This is a genomic window from Rathayibacter sp. SD072 (assembly GCF_017355185.1).
Lineage (GTDB): Bacteria > Actinomycetota > Actinomycetes > Actinomycetales > Microbacteriaceae > Rathayibacter.
This window is the reverse complement of the sequence record NZ_JADILJ010000029.1, coordinates 12,251-30,263: the sequence shown is the minus strand read 5'-3', so window position 1 is coordinate 30,263 and position 18,013 is coordinate 12,251. Positions and strand designations below refer to the sequence as shown.

Genomic DNA, 18,013 nt, shown 5'->3' with positions numbered 1-18,013 from the left:
CCGTACGATGGTCGGATGCCCCGTCTGGCCGTCGTCTCGGCGCACACCTCCCCCCTCGACCAGCCCTCGACGGGTGACGCGGGCGGCATGAACGTGTACCTCGCGGCGGTGCTGCCGGAGCTCGCGCGGCGGGGCTGGGACGTCGTCGTGCTGACCCGCGGCTCCGGGACGAGGACGCTCGCTCCGGGTGTCGAGGTGGTCGGCGTGCCTGTAGAGGCCGGCGACAAGTACGCTCTCGCGGCGTCGGCGCCCGAGTTCGCGCGGGCGGCGGCCGGCGCCGACGTCGTGCACTCGCACTACTGGGTCTCGGGCCTGGCGGGAGTGCTGACCGAACTGCCTCACGTGCACTCGATGCACTCGAGCTCGCTGGCGAAGAACGCGCGGCTCGCGCCCGGCGACGTGCCGGAGCCCGCCGAGCGGATCGACGCCGAGCGCTCGGTGCTCGCCGCGGCCGATGCGGTCGTGGTCGCGGGGTCGGCGGAGCGCGCGGACGTCGAGGGCGGGTACGGCGTGGATCCGTCGCGGATCGTCGTCGTGCCGCCGGGGGTGGAGGCGCGGTTCCATCCGGGAGCCCCGGCCCGCCCGTACGAGATCGTGCTGGTGGGCCGGGTGCAGCCGCTCAAGGGGCAGCTGCTCGCCGTGCAGGCGCTGGCGCGGATGCCCGCCGTCGAGCGCCCCCTCCTGCGGATCGTCGGGGGGCCCGCTCCGGGACGCGAGGAGTACCTGGCCGCCGTGCGATCGGCGGCGCGCGCCCTCGGCGTCGAGGCCGACGTGCGCTTCGACGGAGTGGCCGACCGCGACGAGGTGGCACGGCGGCTCCGCAGCGCCCGGCTCGCGCTCGTGCCGTCGGCGGCCGAGACCTTCGGGCTGATCGCGCTCGAGGCCGCGGCCTCGGCCACTCCGGTGGTGGCGCGCCGGACGACGGGCCTGGTGGACGCGGTGCGGGACGGCAGGAGCGGCGTGCTCGTCGACTCCGCCGACCCGGACGTCTGGGCGGACGCGGTCCTCGGCCTGCTGCGCAGGCCCGAGGAGCTCGCCCGGCTCGGCCGCGGCGGCACGGCCTGGGCCGCCGCGCACTCGTGGCCGGCCGCGGCCGAGCGCCTGGACGACCTCTACCGGCGGCTGCTGTCCCGCTGAGGGAACCCCCGACCGTCGAGGGAGCCCGCTCCCGGGGGTTCCCTCGACGGTCCGGGGTTCCCTCGGCACAGTGGCGGCCGAGAGGAAGGGCGGACGCCGGGCCCGTCAGTCGAGGACGGCCGGGGCGCCCGGGTCGAGGCGGGCGCCGCTCGTGGAGCGGTACCAGGGGGCGAGGCGGTCGGGCGAGACGGCGACCATGGCGGCGCCGGTGAAGCCGGCGTCGTTGCCGAAGCGGGCCGGGACGATCTCGGTGCCGATGTCGAGGAAGCCGGCGAACTCGTCGAAGACGTGCGCTGCCGCTCCTCCGATCACGAACAGCTGCGGCGAGAGCAGCATCTCGAGGTGGCGGTAGTAGACGCTGAGGCGCCCCGCCCACTCCTCGAGCGTGATGCCCTCGCGGCGCACCGCCGAGAAGCCGACGCGCGGCTCGAAGTCGGGGCCGTCGATGTGCACGTGGCCGAGCTCGGAGTTGGGGATGACGACCCCCTCGTGCACGAGCGCCGTGCCGATACCGGTGCCGAGGGTGGTCAGCAGGAGCAGCCCCTCGCGATCGCGCATCGCGCCGAACTCGCGCTCCGCGACTCCGGCCGCATCGGCGTCGTTGACGACGACCACGTCGACGCCGGTCGCCTCCGAGAGCAGCGCCTGCGCGTCGAGGCCGACCCAGCGTTGCGAGACGTGCGTGGTCTGGCGGACCACTCCCCCGCGCACGATGCCCGGGAACCCGACTCCGACGGGCGTGCCCGCGATGGGCGAGACGTCGCGGACGATGCCGGCGATGGCGACGGCGAAGTCCTCGGGCTCCTTGCCCAGCGGGTTGGCGACGGCGAAGCGGCGCGCGGCCCTCTCCCCGGTGGTCACGTCGACGAGGGACGCCTTGATCGACGTCCCGCCGATGTCGACTCCGACGGCGAAGCGCGGCAGGACGCCGTCCAGGGGCTGGGTCACGGATGCTCCGACTGCAGAGGGGTGGGGAAGTGACGAGTCTACGAGTCGGAGCCGGGACCGGGCTCGGAGAGGGCTGCCAGGACGTACCGGAGGACGGGTTCGTAGAGGTGCACGGCGAGGCCGTCGTCGATCGGCACCACGACCTCGACCGAGCCCTGCGCCTCGGCGACGAACACCGCGGGATCGTTGCAGTCGGCGATCGCGATCGTCGGCAGGCCGCGGCGCCCGGCCGCGCCGGCCCAGCCGTGGTCGGCGACGACGAGGTCGGGGCGGATCCCCAGGGCGTCCAGCTGGTCGAGCAGGGCGTTCATCGGCTCCGGCGAATGGGTGTGCAGCAGGCTCCCGCCGCGGTAGACGCAGGTGACCCCGCCGGTGCACCAGAGGAACTGGTGCTCGTCGGCCAGCGGCACGCGGATGCGGTCGGCGCCCGCGAAGGGCAGCGCGTTGACGTCGAGGACCTGCGCGCCCGCCTCCGTCGCGGCGGTGGCGAGCCGGCGGTAGAGGTCCATCAGGGTCGCGGGATGCGCGGTGGCGAAGAGGATCAGGTCGCCGCGCTCGACCGACTCCGCGAAGCGGCGGCGGTAGGCGTCGAGGCGGGCGAGGGTGAGCCGCACGTCGATGCGGTCCTGCCCGCTCTCGAAGGCGGGGTCGGTGCTGATGCCGACGCGCTCCCCCATCAGGGCGAGGAGGCTGTCGAGATCCCAGTGCTCGGCGACGTCGACGCCGTAGAGGTGGGCGGGGTCGCGGGCGGCGAGCTTGCGGAGGTTGCCGAGGTTGCTCGCCCGATCGGTGAGCACGGCCCCGGTCAGGAGCGTGGAGTCGAGGACGGCGGCGAGGTCGAGATCGTCGGTGTGCATCGCGATCAGGATATCGGTCTTGACTTTCCGAACAGTAGCGATATATCGTTAACGCATCGCCGACGGATCGAAGAGCACTCGCTCGACGACGGGCGACCGGATACCGGAAGGCATCCACACGAACGAGAGCAGATCAGACATGACTCCCAGGAACTTCTTCCCCGACCACGACTCCTCGCGCCACGACGGCGCGCACCACGACGACCCCCGACGCGGCGGTCACGACCACCCCGGTCGGCGCGAGCGCCGCGGCCCCGGCGGCCACGGGCGCGGCTTCGGACCGGGCTTCGGCTTCGGCCCCGGCTTCGGCGGCCCCTTCGGCGGACCCGGCCGCGGCGGAGGACGCGCCCGGCGCGGCGACGTCCGCGCGGCCCTCCTCTCCCTCCTCGCCGAGACCACCTCGAACGGCTACGGCCTGATCAAGGCGATCGCCGAGAAGACCGGCGGCGCCTGGCGTCCCAGCCCCGGCTCCGTCTACCCCACCCTCCAGCAGCTCGTCGACGAGGGCCTCATCACGGCCGTCGGCGAGGGCCGCGGCACCGAGTACCAGCTCACCGACGCGGGCGGCACCTACGTGCGCGAGCACGCCGACGAGCTCGCGGCCGCCTGGGAGGCGACTCCCGGCGCGAGCGACGGCGACCGCGCGTTCATGGAGAACGTCGGCAAGCTGATGGGTGTGATCCAGCAGTTCCGCGGGGCCTCCGACGCTCAGCGCGCCGCGGCCTCCGACAAGCTGGACGAGGCGCGGCGGGCGCTGTACCTCATCCTCGCGGACTGAGATCCTCGCGGACCCGGCCGGTCCGGCCCGAGGGGGCGCCGCCTCAGCGCGACGCCTCCGCCAGCCGGGCGAGTCCCTCGTCGAGGGACACCGACGGCGTCCACTGCAGGTCGGCGCGCGTGCGGCGCTGGTCGAACCAGTGCGCGGTCGAGAGCTGCTCGGCGAGGAAGCGGGTCATCGGAGGCTCGTCCGCGCCCGGCCGGACCGCCCAGACCCGCTCGACGAGCGAGCCGGCGGCACGGGCGACGGAGGCGGGCACCGACCAGCTCGGCGGCTGGACGCCGGACGCGCGGCAGATGCCCGCGAGCAGCTCGGCGACAGGTCTCGGCTCGCCGTTCGTGACGACGTAGGCCTGCCCGTGCACCTCCGGGGCGCGGTGGAAGGCGGCGACGATCGCGGACGCCGCGTTGTCGAGGTAGGTCGAGTCGATGAGCGCCTGGCCGTCGCCCAGCAGCGGGAGCCGCCCGGTGCGCGCCCGCTCGACGATGCGGGCGACGAGCTGCGTGTCGCCGGGGCCCCAGACCAGGTGCGGCCGCACCGCGACGACGGCGAAGCCGGCCTCGTCGGCCGCCAGAGCGAGCAGCTCGCCGCGCGCCTTCGTGCGGGCGTAGTCGCCGCGCGCGCGGTCGGGATCGGCCGGCTCGGCGTCGTCGCCCGTGATCGAGGAGCCCGAGTGGGCGACCGACGGCGAGGACACCTGCACGAAGCGGCCCACGCCGGCGCGACGGGCAGCGGCGAGCAGGCGGCGCGTGCCGTCGACGTTCACGCGATCGAAGTCGCCCGGATCGCCCGCGAGCGAGACCTTGGCGGCGAGGTGCACGACGCCGTCGACCCCGTCGAGCGCCTGCTCCACGGCGCGCGGATCGGTCAGCGAGCCGCGCGCGTCCTCGACGCCCGCGACCCCGGAGGGCCGGCGCTGGAAGGTGCGGACGTCGTGGCCCTCGGCGGCGAGCAGAGCGGCGACCGCTCCGCCGAGCAGCCCGCTGGCGCCCGTGACGAGGACCGTCACGGCGCCGTCATCCGTCCACCGGCGAGGATCGCCCCGGCCCAGCGCGAGAGCGCGGCCCGGTCGATCTTGGAGTTGTGCCGGATGTCGGTCGGCAGTGCCGGCACGACGAGCACCGCCGCGACGGGAGCGCCGACGGCGGCGCGGACCTCGGCCGCGAGCCCGGGGTCGGCGAGGCGGGTGCGCGCGACGGCGTCCCTCCGCTCGACGACCGCGACGAGCTGGGCGGTGCCGCGCGGCCCCACTCCGACGATCGCGGCGCGGGCGACGGTGGCGACCCGCGCCTCGATGCGCTGCTCCGGACCCACGGGCGTCACGACGCCCTCGGCGGTGACGACGACGTGCGGCATCCGGCCCTCGACCCAGAGGCGGCCCTGCGCGTCGAGGCGGCCGACGTCTCCCGTCCGATGCCAGCGCTCACCGGGCACGGCCCCGATGCGGGCGGTGCGGTCGGTGAGCCACAGGCGCTCGTAGTGGTCCTCGACGTGCCCGGCCGAGACGACGATCTCGCCGGTGACGCCGACGAGCTCCTCCACGGAGTCGGAGGCGCGTCCGTCGGCGTCGAGCGGGGCGATGCGCACGCGCACGCCCGCCGCGGGGACGCCCACGCAGACGCCGCCGCGCGGATCGTCGTCGGCGGCGGCCTCGCGGATGCCCTCGAGCGACGCGTCGGTGAGCAGCAGTCCCTCGGTCATGCCGTAGGGGGTGCGCGCCGACGCGTTCGGCATCAGCGCCTGCGCCTGCGCGAGCAGCCCCTCCGAGACGGGGGCGCCGGCCGAGAGGAACGTCCGCACGTCGGCGAGGACGCGGTGATCCTCTGCGGTCAGCGCGTCGGCGGTGGCGACCACGTTCGCGAGCGCCGCGGGCGAGAGGAACACGACGGTGGCCTCGACCTGCGCGGCCGCTGCGGCGACGGCGGTCGCGGTCAGCGTGCGCGGGGCGGTGACCTCCATGTCGGGAGTCGCGGAGCGCGCTCCGAGCGCGGGCCCGAGCAGCGCGAACGGAGCGAAGCCGGCCACGAGACCCGTGCCGGGCCCGATCCCGTACTGGCGGGCCAGGGCGTCGCGGACGCCGGCGAGCTGCCGGTGCGTGTAGACGACACCCTTGGCGGGACCGGTGGAGCCCGAGGTGAAGAGGATCGCGGCGACGTCATCGGCCGCGGGCGACTCGGCGAGCAGCCCGGGGTCGGCGGCGAGCTCGGCGCGCCCGAGCTCGATCAGCTGACCGAGCGAGGAGTCGATGCCGAGGGCTGCGGCGGAGGCGCGCGGAAGGGTCTGCGTCGAGACGCGGCCGCCGGGCCAGCCGAGCGCGCGGGCGACCGCGAGTCCCGGCAGAGCGCCGACCACGAGATCCGGCCACGTGCCGCGGACGGCGCGGGTGAGGCCCTTCAGGCCCAGCCCGGCGTCGGCGACGACCACGACGGCTCCGATGCGCAGGCACGCGTAGAGCAGCGCGGTGAGATCAGCGCCCGGCGGCACGAGCAGCGAGACGCGGTCTCCCGGCCGCACCCCCGAGGCGCGGAGCCCTGCGGCGAGCTCGTGCACGCGGCGGGAGAGCAGGCGCCAGGACACGCGGCGCGGCCCGTCGCCGCCGGGCGGCGCCATCTCGACGAGCGCGAGAGCGTCGTCGTCGGCGTGCGTCTCGAGGTGGCGCCAGAGCGGCTCGATCGGAGCGGTCGGCCGGCGGACGTCCGGCGCGGCGCCCGCTCCGGAGAAGACGTCGCCGAGCCAGGTCAGCGCGGCCGAGGCGTAGTCCACGTCCTCGGCGACGAGGTGGCCGGCACCCTCGAAGCGGTGCACCTGCGCGTGCGGCAGGCGGTCGACGAGGTCGTCGAGGTAGCGGTCCGAGAAGATCGGGTCGAGCGGGCCCCAGAGCATCAGCGCGGGGACCGTGAGCTCCGCGACGCCGGCCGCGATGCGGGTCAGCTCGCCGTGGCTCGGGTGCGCGGCGTCGACCGGGATGTCGGCGACGAACCCGCCGACCCCGCCCCGTCGCTCCGCTCCTCGGTAGGGGGCGCGGTACCCCTCCTTCACCGCGGCGGGAAGGGCGGGGTGCGCGATCGCGAGCGTGGTCTCGAGGAACGCCGGAGTGCCGACGGTGGAGGCTCCGAGGACCCCGGACGCGAGCGCGAGGCGCAGCGGAGCCGGGATCGGCTCGCCGTCGGGCTGGTGCACGGCGGTGTTCAGGAGCATGACACCCGAGAGCGCGTCGGGGTGGTCGACCGCCCAGCCGAGCGAGACGACCCCGCCCCAGTCGTGCCCGAGCGTGACGACGTCGGAGTCGAGCCCCAGCACGTCGGTGAGGTTCGAGAGCTCGCGGACCCGGTCGGCGAGGGTGTGCAGAGCGCCGGTGCGCTCCGAGAAGCCCATCTCGAGCTGGTCCACGGCCACGACGCGCCACGCGGGCCCGCCGCGACGGGCCGCCTCGAGGGTCGCGGAGGCGAGTCGGCGCCAGAGGTACGACCAGGTCGGGTTGCCGTGCACGCCCAGGATCGTGCCGACGGGCTCGGCGCCCAGGGCCTCCCCCGTGTCGAGCAGGTGCCAGCGACGGGAGTCGCCGCGCGCGTCCGGAGCGTCGACCAGGCGCGACCACGACGGGTCCAGCCCCTCGAGCCCGGGCGGCGGCAGCTGCGCCGGTGCGGTGGAGCCGAGCGCGGAGCGGATCCGCGCGGCCGGGTGGGGACCGGCGGGCGGGGTCACCAGGCGATCTCGAGCATCGCGGTGTTGATGCCGGAGCCCACGCCCATCAGCAGCACCCGGTTGCCGGGCTGCAGGGTCTTCGACTCCTGCGCGAGGGTGATCGGGATCGAGGCGGGACCGACGTTGCCGAGCAGCGCGTAGGTGGTGGGCACGCGGTCGCGGTCCAGGCCCACGGCCTTGACGAGGGCGCTGGTGTGCACCTCCGAGACCTGATGCATGATGTAGCGGTCCATGCCGCTCCACTTCCAGTCGCGCTTCGCCTCCTTCCAGGCGGAGACGACGAGCTCCATGCCGCCCTTGAGCAGGGCCTTCGCGTCGGTGAACATGCCGTCGACGCTGCCGACGCAGAGCTCGTTGAACTGGGTGGCGGCACGGGTGATGCCGCCGAGGAGGCGGTGCCCCTTCGGGTGCGCATCGGCCGGGCCGAGGATGGCGGCCGCGGCGCCCGACCCGAGGGTGAGGCTGGCGAACTCGCTCATGAAGTCCTTGCGCGAGACGCCGTCGCGGCTGAGGCGCTCGATCGTGTTGACCTGGATCTCGTCGGCGTCCTCGCCGTCGATGATCATCGCGTAGCGGATCTGGCCGGAGTCGATCAGCTGAGCCGCGAGGGTCATGCCGCTGACGAAGCCGAGGCAGGCGTTGGCGATGTCGAAGTTGATCGCCGAGGACGGCAGCCCCAGCCCGTGGTGCAGGCGCACCGCGACGGAGGGCTCGAGGTGCTTGCGCGTGACCGAGGTGTTGATGATCAGCCCGATCTGGTCGGGCCGCACCCCCGCCTCCTCGAGCGCGCGACGCCCGGCGTCGATGGCCGCCGCGTCGAAGGTCTGGTCCTCGCCCCAGTTGCGGCGCTCGTGCACGCCGGCGACCCGCTGCAGGAGCCCGGTGGGCAGGCGGAGTCGCTTCAGAGCCGGCGCCAGACGCGCGTCGATCTCCTCGGAGGTCGTCACGCGCGGGGCGATGGTGGTCGCGACGGACAGCAACGCGACGTTGCGGTGCGTGGTCGTTGCGTTTCCGTCCAACGGAACTCCCTGTCGAGTTGTCGATCGTGGCAGGTGCCGCGATGATTTTACGCTTTCGTTCACTCAGTGAATCCTGGACGGCCGCTGAGGGCCGTGGGAACCCCCTCCGCGGCCCCTCCCGCCCGGAACGGCGCGGATCGCGGCGGACGGCCACACCGCGCCCCCGCTGTCAACCTCCCCGGCGAGCGGCGTCAGGTGCCCATCGCCCAGGGTTCGCGGTCGCCCCGGAGCCGCGCGGCGAGCGCCATCGCCTGCTCGTCGGTGAGGGTCGCGACGTAGTCGACGATGCCGCGGGCGCGGCCCAGGCGACGGAGCGACTCCGTGTCCACGCGCGGGCGGTCCCTCTCTCCCGCGGGCAGCCACTCCGGTCGGTCGGCGCGCAGCCGGAAGTACCCGTCGGTGGCGAGCTCGATCAGGTCCAGCAGCTTCTGCGGGGCGCGGGAGCCGTCGCGCGGGTCCTCCAGCCAGTCGTCGAGGTGGGTGACGAGGGTCTCGAGCACCCGTGACTGCCCGCGCTGGTAGGTCGCGAAGTCGGGCCGGTCGATGACGAAGCGGGTGTGCACGAACTTGAGCACGGCGACGTCGTGCCAGGCGTCGGGGAGGAGCGACACGTGCCCCGAGCGGACATTGGGCTGGGCCAGCACGAGCACCGAGCGCTGCAGGCGGCCGATCCACGACGAGACGAACGCCTCGATCGCCCGCTCCGTGCGGGTGGACCCGTCGAACGGCACGGCGAGCAGCCCCTCCACGAGCTCGGCCGAGACGCGCTCGACGGAGGAGCGGAAGTACTCGTCGCTCGCGATCCACGGGTCGCGCGCGACGAGGCGGCGCCGGAGCATCTCGAGCGAGTGCCCGGGCGCCCGGGCCCACAGCTCGCCGGCGTCGAGGGCGGCGAGCGCGTTCTGCTCGCGCAGGAAGGCGCGGAACTCCACCGCCACCGCGGCCTGCTGCAGCACACCCGCGCGGTAGAAGTCGTCGAGATCGTGCAGCGAGTAGGCGATGTCGTCGGCGACGTCCATCACCGAGCACTCGAGCGTCTGCTGCCACGGCGCGATCGCCTCGAACGTGCCGCGGGCGTCGAGCATGTCGTCGAGGTCGAGGGTGTAGGCCGAGAACTTGGGCGGCGCGGTCTCCCAGCGGCTCGCGGTCGAGCCCCGGGGCAGCTCGGTGGGATCGGCCGACGCGATGTCCGGGCGGCAGACGGTGCGCCCCCACGGGTACTTCAGCACTGCGGCGCGGGAGGCGGCGGTGAGGTTCAGACCCGCCTCGACGGTCTCGCAGACGTCGAGCTCCGAGAGGATCCGGAAGGACTGCGCGTTGCCCTCGAAGCCCTCCTCGAGGCCGAGCCGCTCGCGCGCGAGGCGGTCGAGCGCCTGCTCGCCGAGGTGCCCGAACGGGGGGTGCCCCAGGTCGTGCGCGCTGGCCGCGGCCTGCACCACGACGGGGTCGCAGCCGCCGAGCCGCTCGACCAGCTCGCGCTGCGCGGGATCGGTGGTGGTGAGCTGCATCGCGATCGCGCGGGCGACGGCGGTGACCTTGATGGAGTGGGTAAGGCGGTTGTGCACCACCTGGCCGACCCCCGAGGGCGAGATGACCTGCGTGACGGCCGAGAGCCGGGCGAAGTACGGCGAGAAGCGGATCCGCTCGAGATCGACCCGGTACTCCGGGAAGTCCTCGCCGGTCGCGAACCGGTCGACGGGCTCGGGGATGCGCCGGTCCGTGCGCCGGTCGCGGCTGTGCTTCGCCTCCATCCGCTCACCCTAGACGAGGGGCCGATCCTCCTCGGGGCGCGCCCTGGGCGCGACGGCGAGCAGCACCGCGGCGGCGACGACCGCACCGAGGACGTAGGCGCCGATGTCGATCCAGGAGAAGGTGCTGCCGACGACCAGGCGCAGCGGCGGCCACGCGTCGACGAGCCGCTCGGCGACTCCGATCGCCTGCAGCTGCTCCATCGCGATCGACCACGCGAGGGCGATGCCCGCGGCCGGGAGCCCCGCCAGGGCCGGCAGGACGACCGCCGTCAGCAGGCCGACGAGCACGACGTAGAGCACGCCGCCCGCGACGTCGGCGATCAGGCCGACGAGGAGGAAGCGCAGGGCGAGACCGAGGCCGAGCGCCGCGACCGCGGCGAGCGCGTACGGGAGGCGGGCCCTCACGAGCCGCTCCCCGGCCACGCGGCCAGGAGGCGGTCGTGAGCGCGGAGGAAGGTGCGGTCGTCGGCGACGCCCCAGCCCAGCGGACCGGGCGAGGCCACGACCAGCGGGACCAGCACCGTGCGGCGCCGTCGGCGGCCGGGAGCGAGCACCCCGAGCGCGAGGGCGCGGACCCGCCGGGCGCCGAGGGCGACCGTGGCCACCTGGACCGACGCGACGTCGTCCCATCGGGCGATCGGGAGGGAGTCGGCGCGCTCGGCGGCGAGCGCCGGACCGTCGGAGCCGAGGGCCACGACCGAGACGGAGTCGGGGCGCCGCGCGGCGGCGGGGGCCGCGGCCCGGCGCAGCGACCGCTCGAGCTCCCGGGCGCCGAGGACGGCGAAGCCCTCGCCCACGTCGGCCAGCTCCGCGAGCCTGCGCTGGCGGGCGGGCGCGGCGTGGTGGATCCGCGAGCGCACGCTCTCGCGCAGGCGCAGCAGCTCGCCCGGAGACGTGAGCAGCACGGTCGGCTCGAACCGGGTGCGCGGAGGGAGCGGCGCCGCGCGGACGGGTCCCCTGGTCGACTCCCGGGTCGGAGCGCCCCACGGCGGCGGTGCACCTGCGTCCACGTCCCCTCCTCCCGTCGCGGTGACGGCTCCGATTCTCCTCCGTCGTGCCGCGTCTTGCCCGAGAGCCCTCCCCGATCTACGATGGGAGTACCCCCTGGGGGTATCCGAACACGACGGCGGCGGACCGGGTCCGCCACCACGAGGAGCACCGACATGACCACTCGACTCGACCTCGGCCTGACCGCGAAGGCGACCGGCGACGCCGTCGCCGGCGGCTCCTGCGGCTCGGCGGGCGGCTGCGCCTGCGGCGGCCACGGGGACGCGCACGGCGGCGCCGGCGCCACGATGATCGCGCCCTCGGTGCAGACGTTCGGGGTCGCCGGCATGACCTGCGAGCACTGCGTGCGCAGCGTGACGGAGGAGCTCGCCGCCTACCCCGAGGTGACCGGTGTCGACGTCTCGCTCTCGCCCGAGGGCGTCTCGGCCGTCACCGTCGGCTCGTCGCGTCCGCTGGGTCGCGAGGAGATCGCGGCCGCCGTCGCCGACGCCGGCTACCGCCTCGCCCCCCTCTCCTGACGTGCCGACCCGGGAGGCGGCCTCGCTCGAGCTCGCGATCGGCGGGATGACCTGCGCCTCGTGCGTCGCCCGGGTCGAGCGGCGCCTGGTGGCGCTGCCAGGAGTCAGCGCGACGGTGAACCTCGCTCTCGAGCGCGCGACCGTCGTGCTGCCGGAGGGCACGACGGCCGCCGACGCGATCGCCGCCGTCGAGTCCGCGGGCTACACGGCGACGGTGCCCGCGGCCCGGACGGACGAGCCCGGGCGACCGGACGGCGCAGCGGATCCCGACGACCTCGAGCGCCGCACCCTCCGCACGCGCCTGAGGGTCTCGGCGCTGCTGGCCGCCCCCGTCGTCGTGCTGTCGATGATCCCTCCGCTGCAGTTCGCGAACTGGCAGTGGCTGTGCCTGATGCTCGCCGCGCCGGTCGCCGTCTGGGGGGCGTGGCCGTTCCACCGGAACGCCGTGAGGGCGCTGCGCCACGGCTCGACGACGATGGACACGCTGATCAGCCTCGGCGTGCTCGCCGCGTTCGGCTGGTCGCTGTACGCCCTCTTCCTCGGCGACGCCGGGCGCCCCGGGATGAGCATGCCCTTCGAGCTGCTCGGCTCCCGCTCGGGCCACGACGAGATCTACCTGGAGGTCGCGGCCGCCGTCCCGGTCTTCGTGCTCGCCGGCCGGTACCTGGAGGCGCGCTCGAAGCGCGACGCGGGGGCGGCCCTGCGCGCGCTGCTCGATCTGGGGGCCAAGGACGCGGTGCGCGTGACCGCCGAGGGCGCGGAGGAGCGCGTCCCGGCGGCCTCGCTCGCCGTCGGCGACCGGATCCGCGTGCGCCCGGGCGAGGTCGTCGCCGCCGACGGCACGGTGCTCGAGGGCTCGAGCGCGGTGGACGCGAGCATGCTCACGGGCGAGAGCGTCCCGGTCGAGGCGGGTCCCGGATCCGTTCTCGCCGGGGGTGTGCTGAACGCCCACGGCGTGCTGACCGTGCGGGTCGACCGCGTCGGCTCCGACACCGTCCTCGCCCGGATGGGCCGCCTCGTCTCGGACGCGCAGGCGGGCAAGGCGCGCATCCAGCGCCTCGCCGACCGCGTCTCCTCCGTCTTCGTCCCCGTCGTCGTCGTGCTGGCGCTGGCCACCCTGGTCGGCTGGCTGCTGACCGGCGCCGAGCTCGCGGCCGCCGTCTCGCCGGCCGTCGCGGTGCTCGTGGTCGCCTGCCCGTGCGCACTCGGCCTCGCGACTCCGACCGCGGTGCTCGTCGGCACCGGCCGCGGCTCGCAGCTCGGCATCCTGATCCGCGGACCCGAGGTCCTCGAGAGCAGCCGGCGGATCGACACGGTCGTCTTCGACAAGACCGGCACGCTCACCACCGGCGCTTTCGAGGTCGTCGACGCGAGCGGCGACGAGGCGCTGCGGATGCTCGCGGCCGTCGAGCGCGGCTCGGAGCACCCGCTCGCCGCGGCGATCGTCCGCGGCGCCGAGCAGCGCGGTCTCGTCGTCCCCGAGGCGAGCGGGTTCCGCGCGAGCGCCGGCTTCGGCGTGCGGGCGCGCGTCGAGGGGCGCCTCGTCGTCGCGGGCCGCCTGCGCTGGCTCGAGGAGCAGTGGGGCTTCGCGCCCGGCGCCCTCGCCGAGCAGGCCGACCGGGCGGGAAGCAGCGGCGGCACCGTCGTCGGCGTCGGCTGGGACGGCGAGCTGCGCGGTCTCGCCGTGCTGCGCGACGAGCCGCGGGCCGAGGCCTCGCGGGCGGTCGCGTCCCTGCGCGGTCGCGGACTGCGCGTGCTCCTGCTCACCGGCGACAACCCGCGCGCGGCCGCGGCGGTCGCCTCCGCCGTCGGCATCGACGAGGTGATCGCCGAGGTGCTGCCGGAGGAGAAGCTCGCGGTCGTCGAGCGCCTGCGGTCCGAGGGGCGCAGCGTGGCACTGGTGGGCGACGGGGTGAACGATGCGGCGGCCCTCGCGGCGGCCGACCTCGGCATCGCGATGGGCGCCGGCACCGACGCCGCGATCGAGGCGAGCGACATCACGCTCGTCGGCGACGACCTCGCCCGGGTACCCGACGCTCTGCGCCTGGGCCGCCGGACGCTGGGCGTCATCCGCGGCAACCTCTTCTGGGCCTTCGCGTACAACGTCGCGGCGATCCCGCTGGCGATGGCGGGGCTGCTCGGCCCCCTCGTCGCGGGAGCGGCGATGGCGTTCTCGAGCGTGTTCGTCGTGCTGAACAGCCTGAGACTGCGGGCCTTCCGCGCCGAGGACTGAGGCGGCGCCGGGCCCTGGCGCTCGTCGGTCCGCCGTGATCGACTGGGGCGATGCGCACCGAGACCCGCCAGGGCGTCCCCCTCCTCCTCGTCGACGACGACGGGCCCGCACTCTCCACCCCCGAGGACGCGCTCGCGCTCGTCGCCGGCACCTACGACGGCGACGTCGAGACGGTGGTCGTGCCCGTCGGCCGCCTCGACCCGGAGTTCTTCCGCCTGCGCTCCGGAGTCGCGGGGGAATTCGTGCAGAAGCTCGTCAACTACCGCAAGCGCCTCGTCGTCGTCGGCGACATCACCGCCGCCGTCTCGGACTCGAGCGCGTTCCACGACTTCGTCGTCGAGTCGAACCGGGGGGACCACCTGTGGTTCGTCCCCGCGCTCGACGCGCTCGACGCCCGGCTGTCCGGCTCGGACTCCCCCGAGGCGCCCGGCTCCGAGGGCGGAGTCGAGCCCACCCCGGGTCCGGCCCACTGATGGCGCTGCTCGTCCCGGACGCGGCCGGCGCTCCCCCGCGGCTGGACGGACCCGTCCGCCTCCTCCTGCTCGCCGACACCCACCTGCCCCAGCGGGCGAAGGAGCTGCCGGAGGAGGTCTGGCGCGCCGTCGACGAGGCCGACCTGGTCGTGCACGCGGGCGACTGGGTCGACGAGGCCGCCCTCGACGCGCTCGAAGCGCGTGCTGCGCGGCTGCTCGCGGTGTGGGGCAACAACGATCCGGAGGGGCTGCGCGCGCGCCTGCCCGAGGTCGCGCACGCGGTCGTCGGCGGTCTGCGGATCGCCGTGATCCACGAGACGGGCGCGGCGACGGGACGCGAGGCCCGCGCCGACACCGCGCACCCCGACACCGACGTGCTCGTCTTCGGGCACAGCCACATCCCCTGGGACTCGACGAGCCCGGCGGGGATGCGCCTGCTCAATCCCGGCTCGCCGACGGATCGACGCCGCCAGCCCGCGTGCACCTACCTGACCGCGGTGGCCGAGGCGGGCGCGCTGCACGATGTGCGGCTGGTGGAGCTGCCGCCGCGGGCGCCGGCGGCTCCGCGCCTCCGGTAGCGCCTACCACTCCCCGCGCCGCGACAGCTCGCGCTGCAGGCTCCGCGGAGCCGGGGCGCCCGGAGTGCCGAGCAGCTCGCTCAGCCCCCGCGTCCCTCCCTCCGCGAACGCGCGACGCTGGCGGGCGGCCCCCGTGCCGATCCGCGCCAGCCGCTCGAGCCCGTCGTCGACGGCCTCCGTATCGCCGTTCGCGCGCAGCCCGCGGTCGATCCACTCGCGCAGCTCCGCGACGACCTCGGCGGCCGGCAGCGCCCGCCCCTCCCCGGGCGAGAGCAGCGTGCCGTCCAGGCCGAAGCGGCCCGCGTGCCAGAGCCCCGCGTCCAGCAGCTCCGGCGCGAGCGGGGAGCAGGGCTCGCCGGCCTCCGCCCGCTCGAGGCCCGATCGCACGAGCGCGCGGCAGATCCCCGCGAGCAGCACCGAGTCGGCGGCGTCGAGCTGTGCGTCCGCCACCCGGATCTCGAGCGTCGGGTAGCGCGACGACAGGCGCGCCTGCCAGGCGATCGCCTCGCGGTCCACGCTCGAGCCGAGCCCGATCAGCGCGCGCTCGCGGCGGTCGTAGTCGTCCGCGCCGGTGAAGAGGGGCGGACAGCCGGCCGTCGACCAGCGCCGCAGCGCCACGCTCCGCCAGCTCCCGAACCCCGAGTCGGCCTCGCCCTGGAACGGCGAGTTGACCGAGAGCGCGAGCAGCGTCGGCAGCCAGACCCGGAGCCGGTTGAGGGCGGCGGCTCCCGCGTCCCGGTTCGGCACCTCGACGTGCACGTGCAGCGCCTGGATGCGGTGCCCCTCGAGCAGCGCCCCCATCCGCTCGCCGACCTCCCGGTAGCGCGGCTCGGGCGACAGCGCGGGCGCGCCCCCGGAGGAGAAGGGGACGCCGACACCCGCGGCCAGCGCGTCGAACTCCGCCGCGGTCGCTGCGAGGCGCGAGCGGAACGACGAGAGGCACTCGTGCGCCTGCGCGAGGCTCCGCAGCACCGGCGAGGTGAACTCGAGCTGGCAGGCGAGGAACTCGCGGCCCACGCAACCGCCGAAGTTCGGATCGCCGAAGAACTCGGAGTAGACCGCGTTGCCCAGGTCCAGCGGTCGGAGCCCCGCGGCGTCCAGCAGGACGAACTCCTCCTCGATCCCGAAGCCGAGCATGGCTGCCTCCCGATCCCCGGTCCCCCGCGACCTCGTCGTCGCTCGAGGGGTCCGATGACGCGACGCTAAGCGAGCCCGAACGGTGTCGGGGAGGGCCTTGACGAACCCCCGCGCACGCGGTCCAGGACGTTCCGCGCCCTCGGCGCAAGGGGGTGGCGACGAAGTATGGTCCGCCTAAGCTCGATGGAATGACCGGTTCGCACGACACCCCCGACACCGCGCACCTCCGCCCGGTCGGGCTCGACGACGCCACCGTCGCCGCACTGGGCAAGCTGTCCGAGGCCCTCGAGACCGTCGAGCACGCCCGCGGCCTGCTCTACGGGTTCCACCGCCTCACCGGCGCCGCCGACCTCGCGCTCGGCGAGGCGGTCGAGGCGTTCCGGGAGGCGGGGCACCCAGGAGTGGCCGACAGGCTCGAGTCGGAGCTGGTCGGCCGCAACGTCATCGAGGGTCGATGGACCTTCCAGATCGTCGAGGACTACGACGACACCTACTACTCGGCGTTCCGCGAGCAGGAGCGCGCCGCCCGCGACGAGCTCGCCGACGGGCGCCGCCACCTCTTCGAGTCCGAGATGAAGGAGGACCGCCGCACGGCGGGCCGCCGCCACCACGAGTCCCGACCGGAACGCGGATGAACGCCGTCATCCGGATGCACGCCGCCTCGCTGCGCGTCAAGGCCGCGACTCCGGGTCGCGCAGGGCGCACCGGGGGCCCCGATCAGGAGGACACGATGAGACGCACGATCCTGAGCATCGACGGACGCCGGTTCCTCCTCTCGCTCGCCCTCGACACCGAGGAGCTCGAGAAGCGCCTCGTGCAGGCCGTGCGCGATCACGGCGACATGGTGAGCTTCACCGTCGCCGGCGAGCGCGAGGTCTGCGTCCTCGTCTCCCCCGGGGTGGCCGTGATCCTCGAGCACGAGGACGTGCCGGCCGAGGACCCGGACGCCGAGGACGCGCCCTTCCACTACGACGACGTCGAGTACCTGAGCTAGGACTCGGAACCCACCGCCCCGCGAGGGCTCAGACCGCGCCCGCGAGGGCCCACAGGTGGTACGCCGCGTGCGCCCGGTGCGGACGCCAGCGCTCCGACTCCGCGTCGGCCGCCACCGTCGAGACGCCGCCGAGCGCACGCCGCAGCACGAGATCGCCCGCCGGGAAGGCATCGGGGTCGCCGAGCAGGCGCAGCGCGAGGTAATCGGCCGTCCACGGACCGATGCCGGGGATCGCGAGCAGGAGGCGCCGCTGCTCGGGCAGATCGCCGGCGGCGTCGAGCACCAGCCCGTCGGCGAACGCGGCCGCGACGGCGCGGACGGTGCGGGCGCGGGCGTTCGTCACTCCGATCGCCGCCCGCAGCTCCTCGAGGGGCACGGCGAGCAGCTCGACGGGGGACGGGAACAGCCGCAGTCCCGCAGGGCCGGTGCCGCCGAACGCCGCCACCGCCCGTCCGGCGAAGGTGCGCGCCGCCGCGACCGACACCTGCTGCCCGAGCACCGACGCCACAGCGGCCTCGAACGGCTCCGGATAGCGGATCGCGCGCAGACCGGGCCGCGCCGCGACGGACGCGGCGAGCCGGGGATCGGCGGACAGCGCCGCTCCGATCGCCTCGACGTCGGAGTCGAGATCGAGCCAGGCGCGCACCCGGACCGCGACCCGGTCGATCGCATCGCCGTCCGCCGTCACGAGCGCTCCCGCCTCCGTCAGCTCGAGGACGACGTGGCGCGGTCGCCCGTCGACGACGAGCAGGCGCTCGAGCCGGCGACCGCCCTCGGCCACCCGCTCGGCACCGGGGACCGCGTGGTTGCGGAGGAGGCTCGCGGTGGCCGCGAGGTCGACGGGCCCGTCCGCCCGGAGCTCCACCGTGCGCGTCTC

At 75.2% G+C, this 18,013-nt stretch carries 18 protein-coding genes; 8 read left to right on the top strand and 10 right to left on the bottom strand.

What is annotated here, in order from left to right:
* Positions 1 to 15 precede the first annotated feature (15 nt).
* On the top strand, positions 16 to 1,137 hold the full coding sequence (locus IOC53_RS12230; RefSeq protein ID WP_207406091.1) for a glycosyltransferase: 1,122 nt from the start codon (positions 16 to 18) through the stop codon (positions 1,135 to 1,137).
* Between the two features lie 105 nt (positions 1,138 to 1,242).
* Here the strand turns inward: IOC53_RS12230 and IOC53_RS12225 are convergent, their stop codons facing one another.
* On the bottom strand, positions 1,243 to 2,085 hold the full coding sequence (locus tag IOC53_RS12225; protein ID WP_207406089.1) for an ROK family protein: 843 nt from the start codon (positions 2,083 to 2,085) through the stop codon (positions 1,243 to 1,245).
* A gap of 38 nt (positions 2,086 to 2,123) precedes the next feature.
* Entirely contained in the window at positions 2,124 to 2,942 is an 819-nt protein-coding gene (locus tag IOC53_RS12220) for a phosphatase (protein WP_207406087.1), read from the bottom strand.
* 139 nt (positions 2,943 to 3,081) lie between these two features.
* On the opposite strand from IOC53_RS12220, the gene IOC53_RS12215 reads away from it, so the two are divergent.
* Positions 3,082 to 3,720 (top strand): PadR family transcriptional regulator, encoded by a 639-nt coding sequence (locus tag IOC53_RS12215; protein ID WP_207406085.1) that lies wholly within the window; start codon positions 3,082 to 3,084, stop codon positions 3,718 to 3,720.
* A 43-nt stretch (positions 3,721 to 3,763) separates the two neighbouring features.
* Here the strand turns inward: IOC53_RS12215 and IOC53_RS12210 are convergent, their stop codons facing one another.
* The 6 genes from IOC53_RS12210 to IOC53_RS19490 all read right to left on the bottom strand — a co-directional run bounded on the left by IOC53_RS12210 (position 3,764) and on the right by IOC53_RS19490 (position 11,205).
* Complete coding sequence (locus IOC53_RS12210) at positions 3,764 to 4,729, bottom strand: NAD-dependent epimerase/dehydratase family protein (protein ID WP_207406083.1); 966 nt, start codon at positions 4,727 to 4,729, stop codon at positions 3,764 to 3,766.
* A complete protein-coding gene (locus IOC53_RS12205; RefSeq protein ID WP_307786179.1) occupies positions 4,726 to 7,425 on the bottom strand; it encodes an alpha/beta fold hydrolase in 2,700 nt (899 codons plus the stop codon). Before IOC53_RS12205 ends, IOC53_RS12210 begins: the two co-directional genes overlap by 4 nt.
* Entirely contained in the window at positions 7,422 to 8,444 is a 1,023-nt protein-coding gene (locus IOC53_RS12200; protein ID WP_207406081.1) for a 3-oxoacyl-ACP synthase III, read from the bottom strand. The genes IOC53_RS12205 and IOC53_RS12200 overlap by 4 nt, the downstream gene beginning before the upstream one ends.
* A gap of 191 nt (positions 8,445 to 8,635) precedes the next feature.
* On the bottom strand, positions 8,636 to 10,195 hold the full coding sequence (locus tag IOC53_RS12195; protein WP_207406079.1) for a deoxyguanosinetriphosphate triphosphohydrolase family protein: 1,560 nt from the start codon (positions 10,193 to 10,195) through the stop codon (positions 8,636 to 8,638).
* 9 nt (positions 10,196 to 10,204) lie between these two features.
* A complete protein-coding gene (locus IOC53_RS19495; protein WP_207406078.1) occupies positions 10,205 to 10,600 on the bottom strand; it encodes a DUF2809 domain-containing protein in 396 nt (131 codons plus the stop codon).
* Positions 10,597 to 11,205, bottom strand: coding sequence for a hypothetical protein (locus tag IOC53_RS19490; protein WP_207406077.1), 609 nt, complete (start codon positions 11,203 to 11,205; stop codon positions 10,597 to 10,599). Before IOC53_RS19490 ends, IOC53_RS19495 begins: the two co-directional genes overlap by 4 nt.
* Before the next feature lie 153 nt (positions 11,206 to 11,358).
* On the opposite strand from IOC53_RS19490, the gene IOC53_RS18960 reads away from it, so the two are divergent.
* The 4 genes from IOC53_RS18960 to IOC53_RS12165 are packed head-to-tail and all read left to right on the top strand — an operon-like array spanning position 11,359 to position 15,005.
* The gene (locus tag IOC53_RS18960; protein WP_242683275.1) at positions 11,359 to 11,721 is read left to right on the top strand and encodes a heavy-metal-associated domain-containing protein; all 363 of its coding nucleotides are present in this window, start codon (positions 11,359 to 11,361) and stop codon (positions 11,719 to 11,721) included.
* A gap of 1 nt (position 11,722) precedes the next feature.
* The gene (locus tag IOC53_RS12175) at positions 11,723 to 13,954 is read left to right on the top strand and encodes a heavy metal translocating P-type ATPase (protein WP_307786178.1); all 2,232 of its coding nucleotides are present in this window, start codon (positions 11,723 to 11,725) and stop codon (positions 13,952 to 13,954) included.
* 50 nt (positions 13,955 to 14,004) lie between these two features.
* Positions 14,005 to 14,427 (top strand): DUF4180 domain-containing protein, encoded by a 423-nt coding sequence (locus IOC53_RS12170; protein ID WP_207406075.1) that lies wholly within the window; start codon positions 14,005 to 14,007, stop codon positions 14,425 to 14,427.
* Complete coding sequence (locus IOC53_RS12165; RefSeq protein ID WP_207406074.1) at positions 14,427 to 15,005, top strand: metallophosphoesterase; 579 nt, start codon at positions 14,427 to 14,429, stop codon at positions 15,003 to 15,005. Before IOC53_RS12170 ends, IOC53_RS12165 begins: the two co-directional genes overlap by 1 nt.
* A gap of 3 nt (positions 15,006 to 15,008) precedes the next feature.
* Here IOC53_RS12165 and IOC53_RS12160 read toward each other — a convergent pair whose 3' ends face one another.
* The gene (locus tag IOC53_RS12160; RefSeq protein WP_207406073.1) at positions 15,009 to 16,142 is read right to left on the bottom strand and encodes a YbdK family carboxylate-amine ligase; all 1,134 of its coding nucleotides are present in this window, start codon (positions 16,140 to 16,142) and stop codon (positions 15,009 to 15,011) included.
* Positions 16,143 to 16,330: 188 nt separating this feature from the next.
* On the opposite strand from IOC53_RS12160, the gene IOC53_RS12155 reads away from it, so the two are divergent.
* Both IOC53_RS12155 and IOC53_RS12150 read left to right on the top strand, forming a co-directional pair.
* Positions 16,331 to 16,777, top strand: coding sequence for a hypothetical protein (locus IOC53_RS12155; protein WP_207406072.1), 447 nt, complete (start codon positions 16,331 to 16,333; stop codon positions 16,775 to 16,777).
* Positions 16,774 to 17,136: a hypothetical protein gene (locus IOC53_RS12150; RefSeq protein ID WP_207406071.1), complete on the top strand. Its 363-nt coding sequence runs from the start codon at positions 16,774 to 16,776 to the stop codon at positions 17,134 to 17,136. The genes IOC53_RS12155 and IOC53_RS12150 overlap by 4 nt, the downstream gene beginning before the upstream one ends.
* 28 nt (positions 17,137 to 17,164) lie before the next feature.
* Here the strand turns inward: IOC53_RS12150 and IOC53_RS12145 are convergent, their stop codons facing one another.
* Positions 17,165 to 18,001, bottom strand: a complete 837-nt coding sequence (locus IOC53_RS12145) for a DNA-3-methyladenine glycosylase (protein WP_207406070.1) — start codon at positions 17,999 to 18,001, stop codon at positions 17,165 to 17,167.
* Between the last annotated feature and the right edge of the window lie 12 nt (positions 18,002 to 18,013).

Excerpts from the sequence above, each read along its gene's own strand:
- IOC53_RS12230 (WP_207406091.1), top strand. The coding sequence starts at position 16 with ATGCCCCGTCTGGCCGTCGTCTCGGCGCACACCTCCCCCCTCGACCAG.
- IOC53_RS12220 (WP_207406087.1), bottom strand. The coding sequence starts at position 2,942 with ATGCACACCGACGATCTCGACCTCGCCGCCGTCCTCGACTCCACGCTC.
- IOC53_RS12215 (WP_207406085.1), top strand. The coding sequence starts at position 3,082 with ATGACTCCCAGGAACTTCTTCCCCGACCACGACTCCTCGCGCCACGAC.
- IOC53_RS12195 (WP_207406079.1), bottom strand. The coding sequence starts at position 10,195 with ATGGAGGCGAAGCACAGCCGCGACCGGCGCACGGACCGGCGCATCCCC.
- IOC53_RS18960 (WP_242683275.1), top strand. The coding sequence starts at position 11,359 with ATGACCACTCGACTCGACCTCGGCCTGACCGCGAAGGCGACCGGCGAC.
- IOC53_RS12170 (WP_207406075.1), top strand. The coding sequence starts at position 14,005 with ATGCGCACCGAGACCCGCCAGGGCGTCCCCCTCCTCCTCGTCGACGAC.
- IOC53_RS12165 (WP_207406074.1), top strand. The coding sequence starts at position 14,427 with ATGGCGCTGCTCGTCCCGGACGCGGCCGGCGCTCCCCCGCGGCTGGAC.
- IOC53_RS12160 (WP_207406073.1), bottom strand. The coding sequence starts at position 16,142 with ATGCTCGGCTTCGGGATCGAGGAGGAGTTCGTCCTGCTGGACGCCGCG.
- IOC53_RS12155 (WP_207406072.1), top strand. The coding sequence starts at position 16,331 with ATGACCGGTTCGCACGACACCCCCGACACCGCGCACCTCCGCCCGGTC.
- IOC53_RS12150 (WP_207406071.1), top strand. The coding sequence starts at position 16,774 with ATGAACGCCGTCATCCGGATGCACGCCGCCTCGCTGCGCGTCAAGGCC.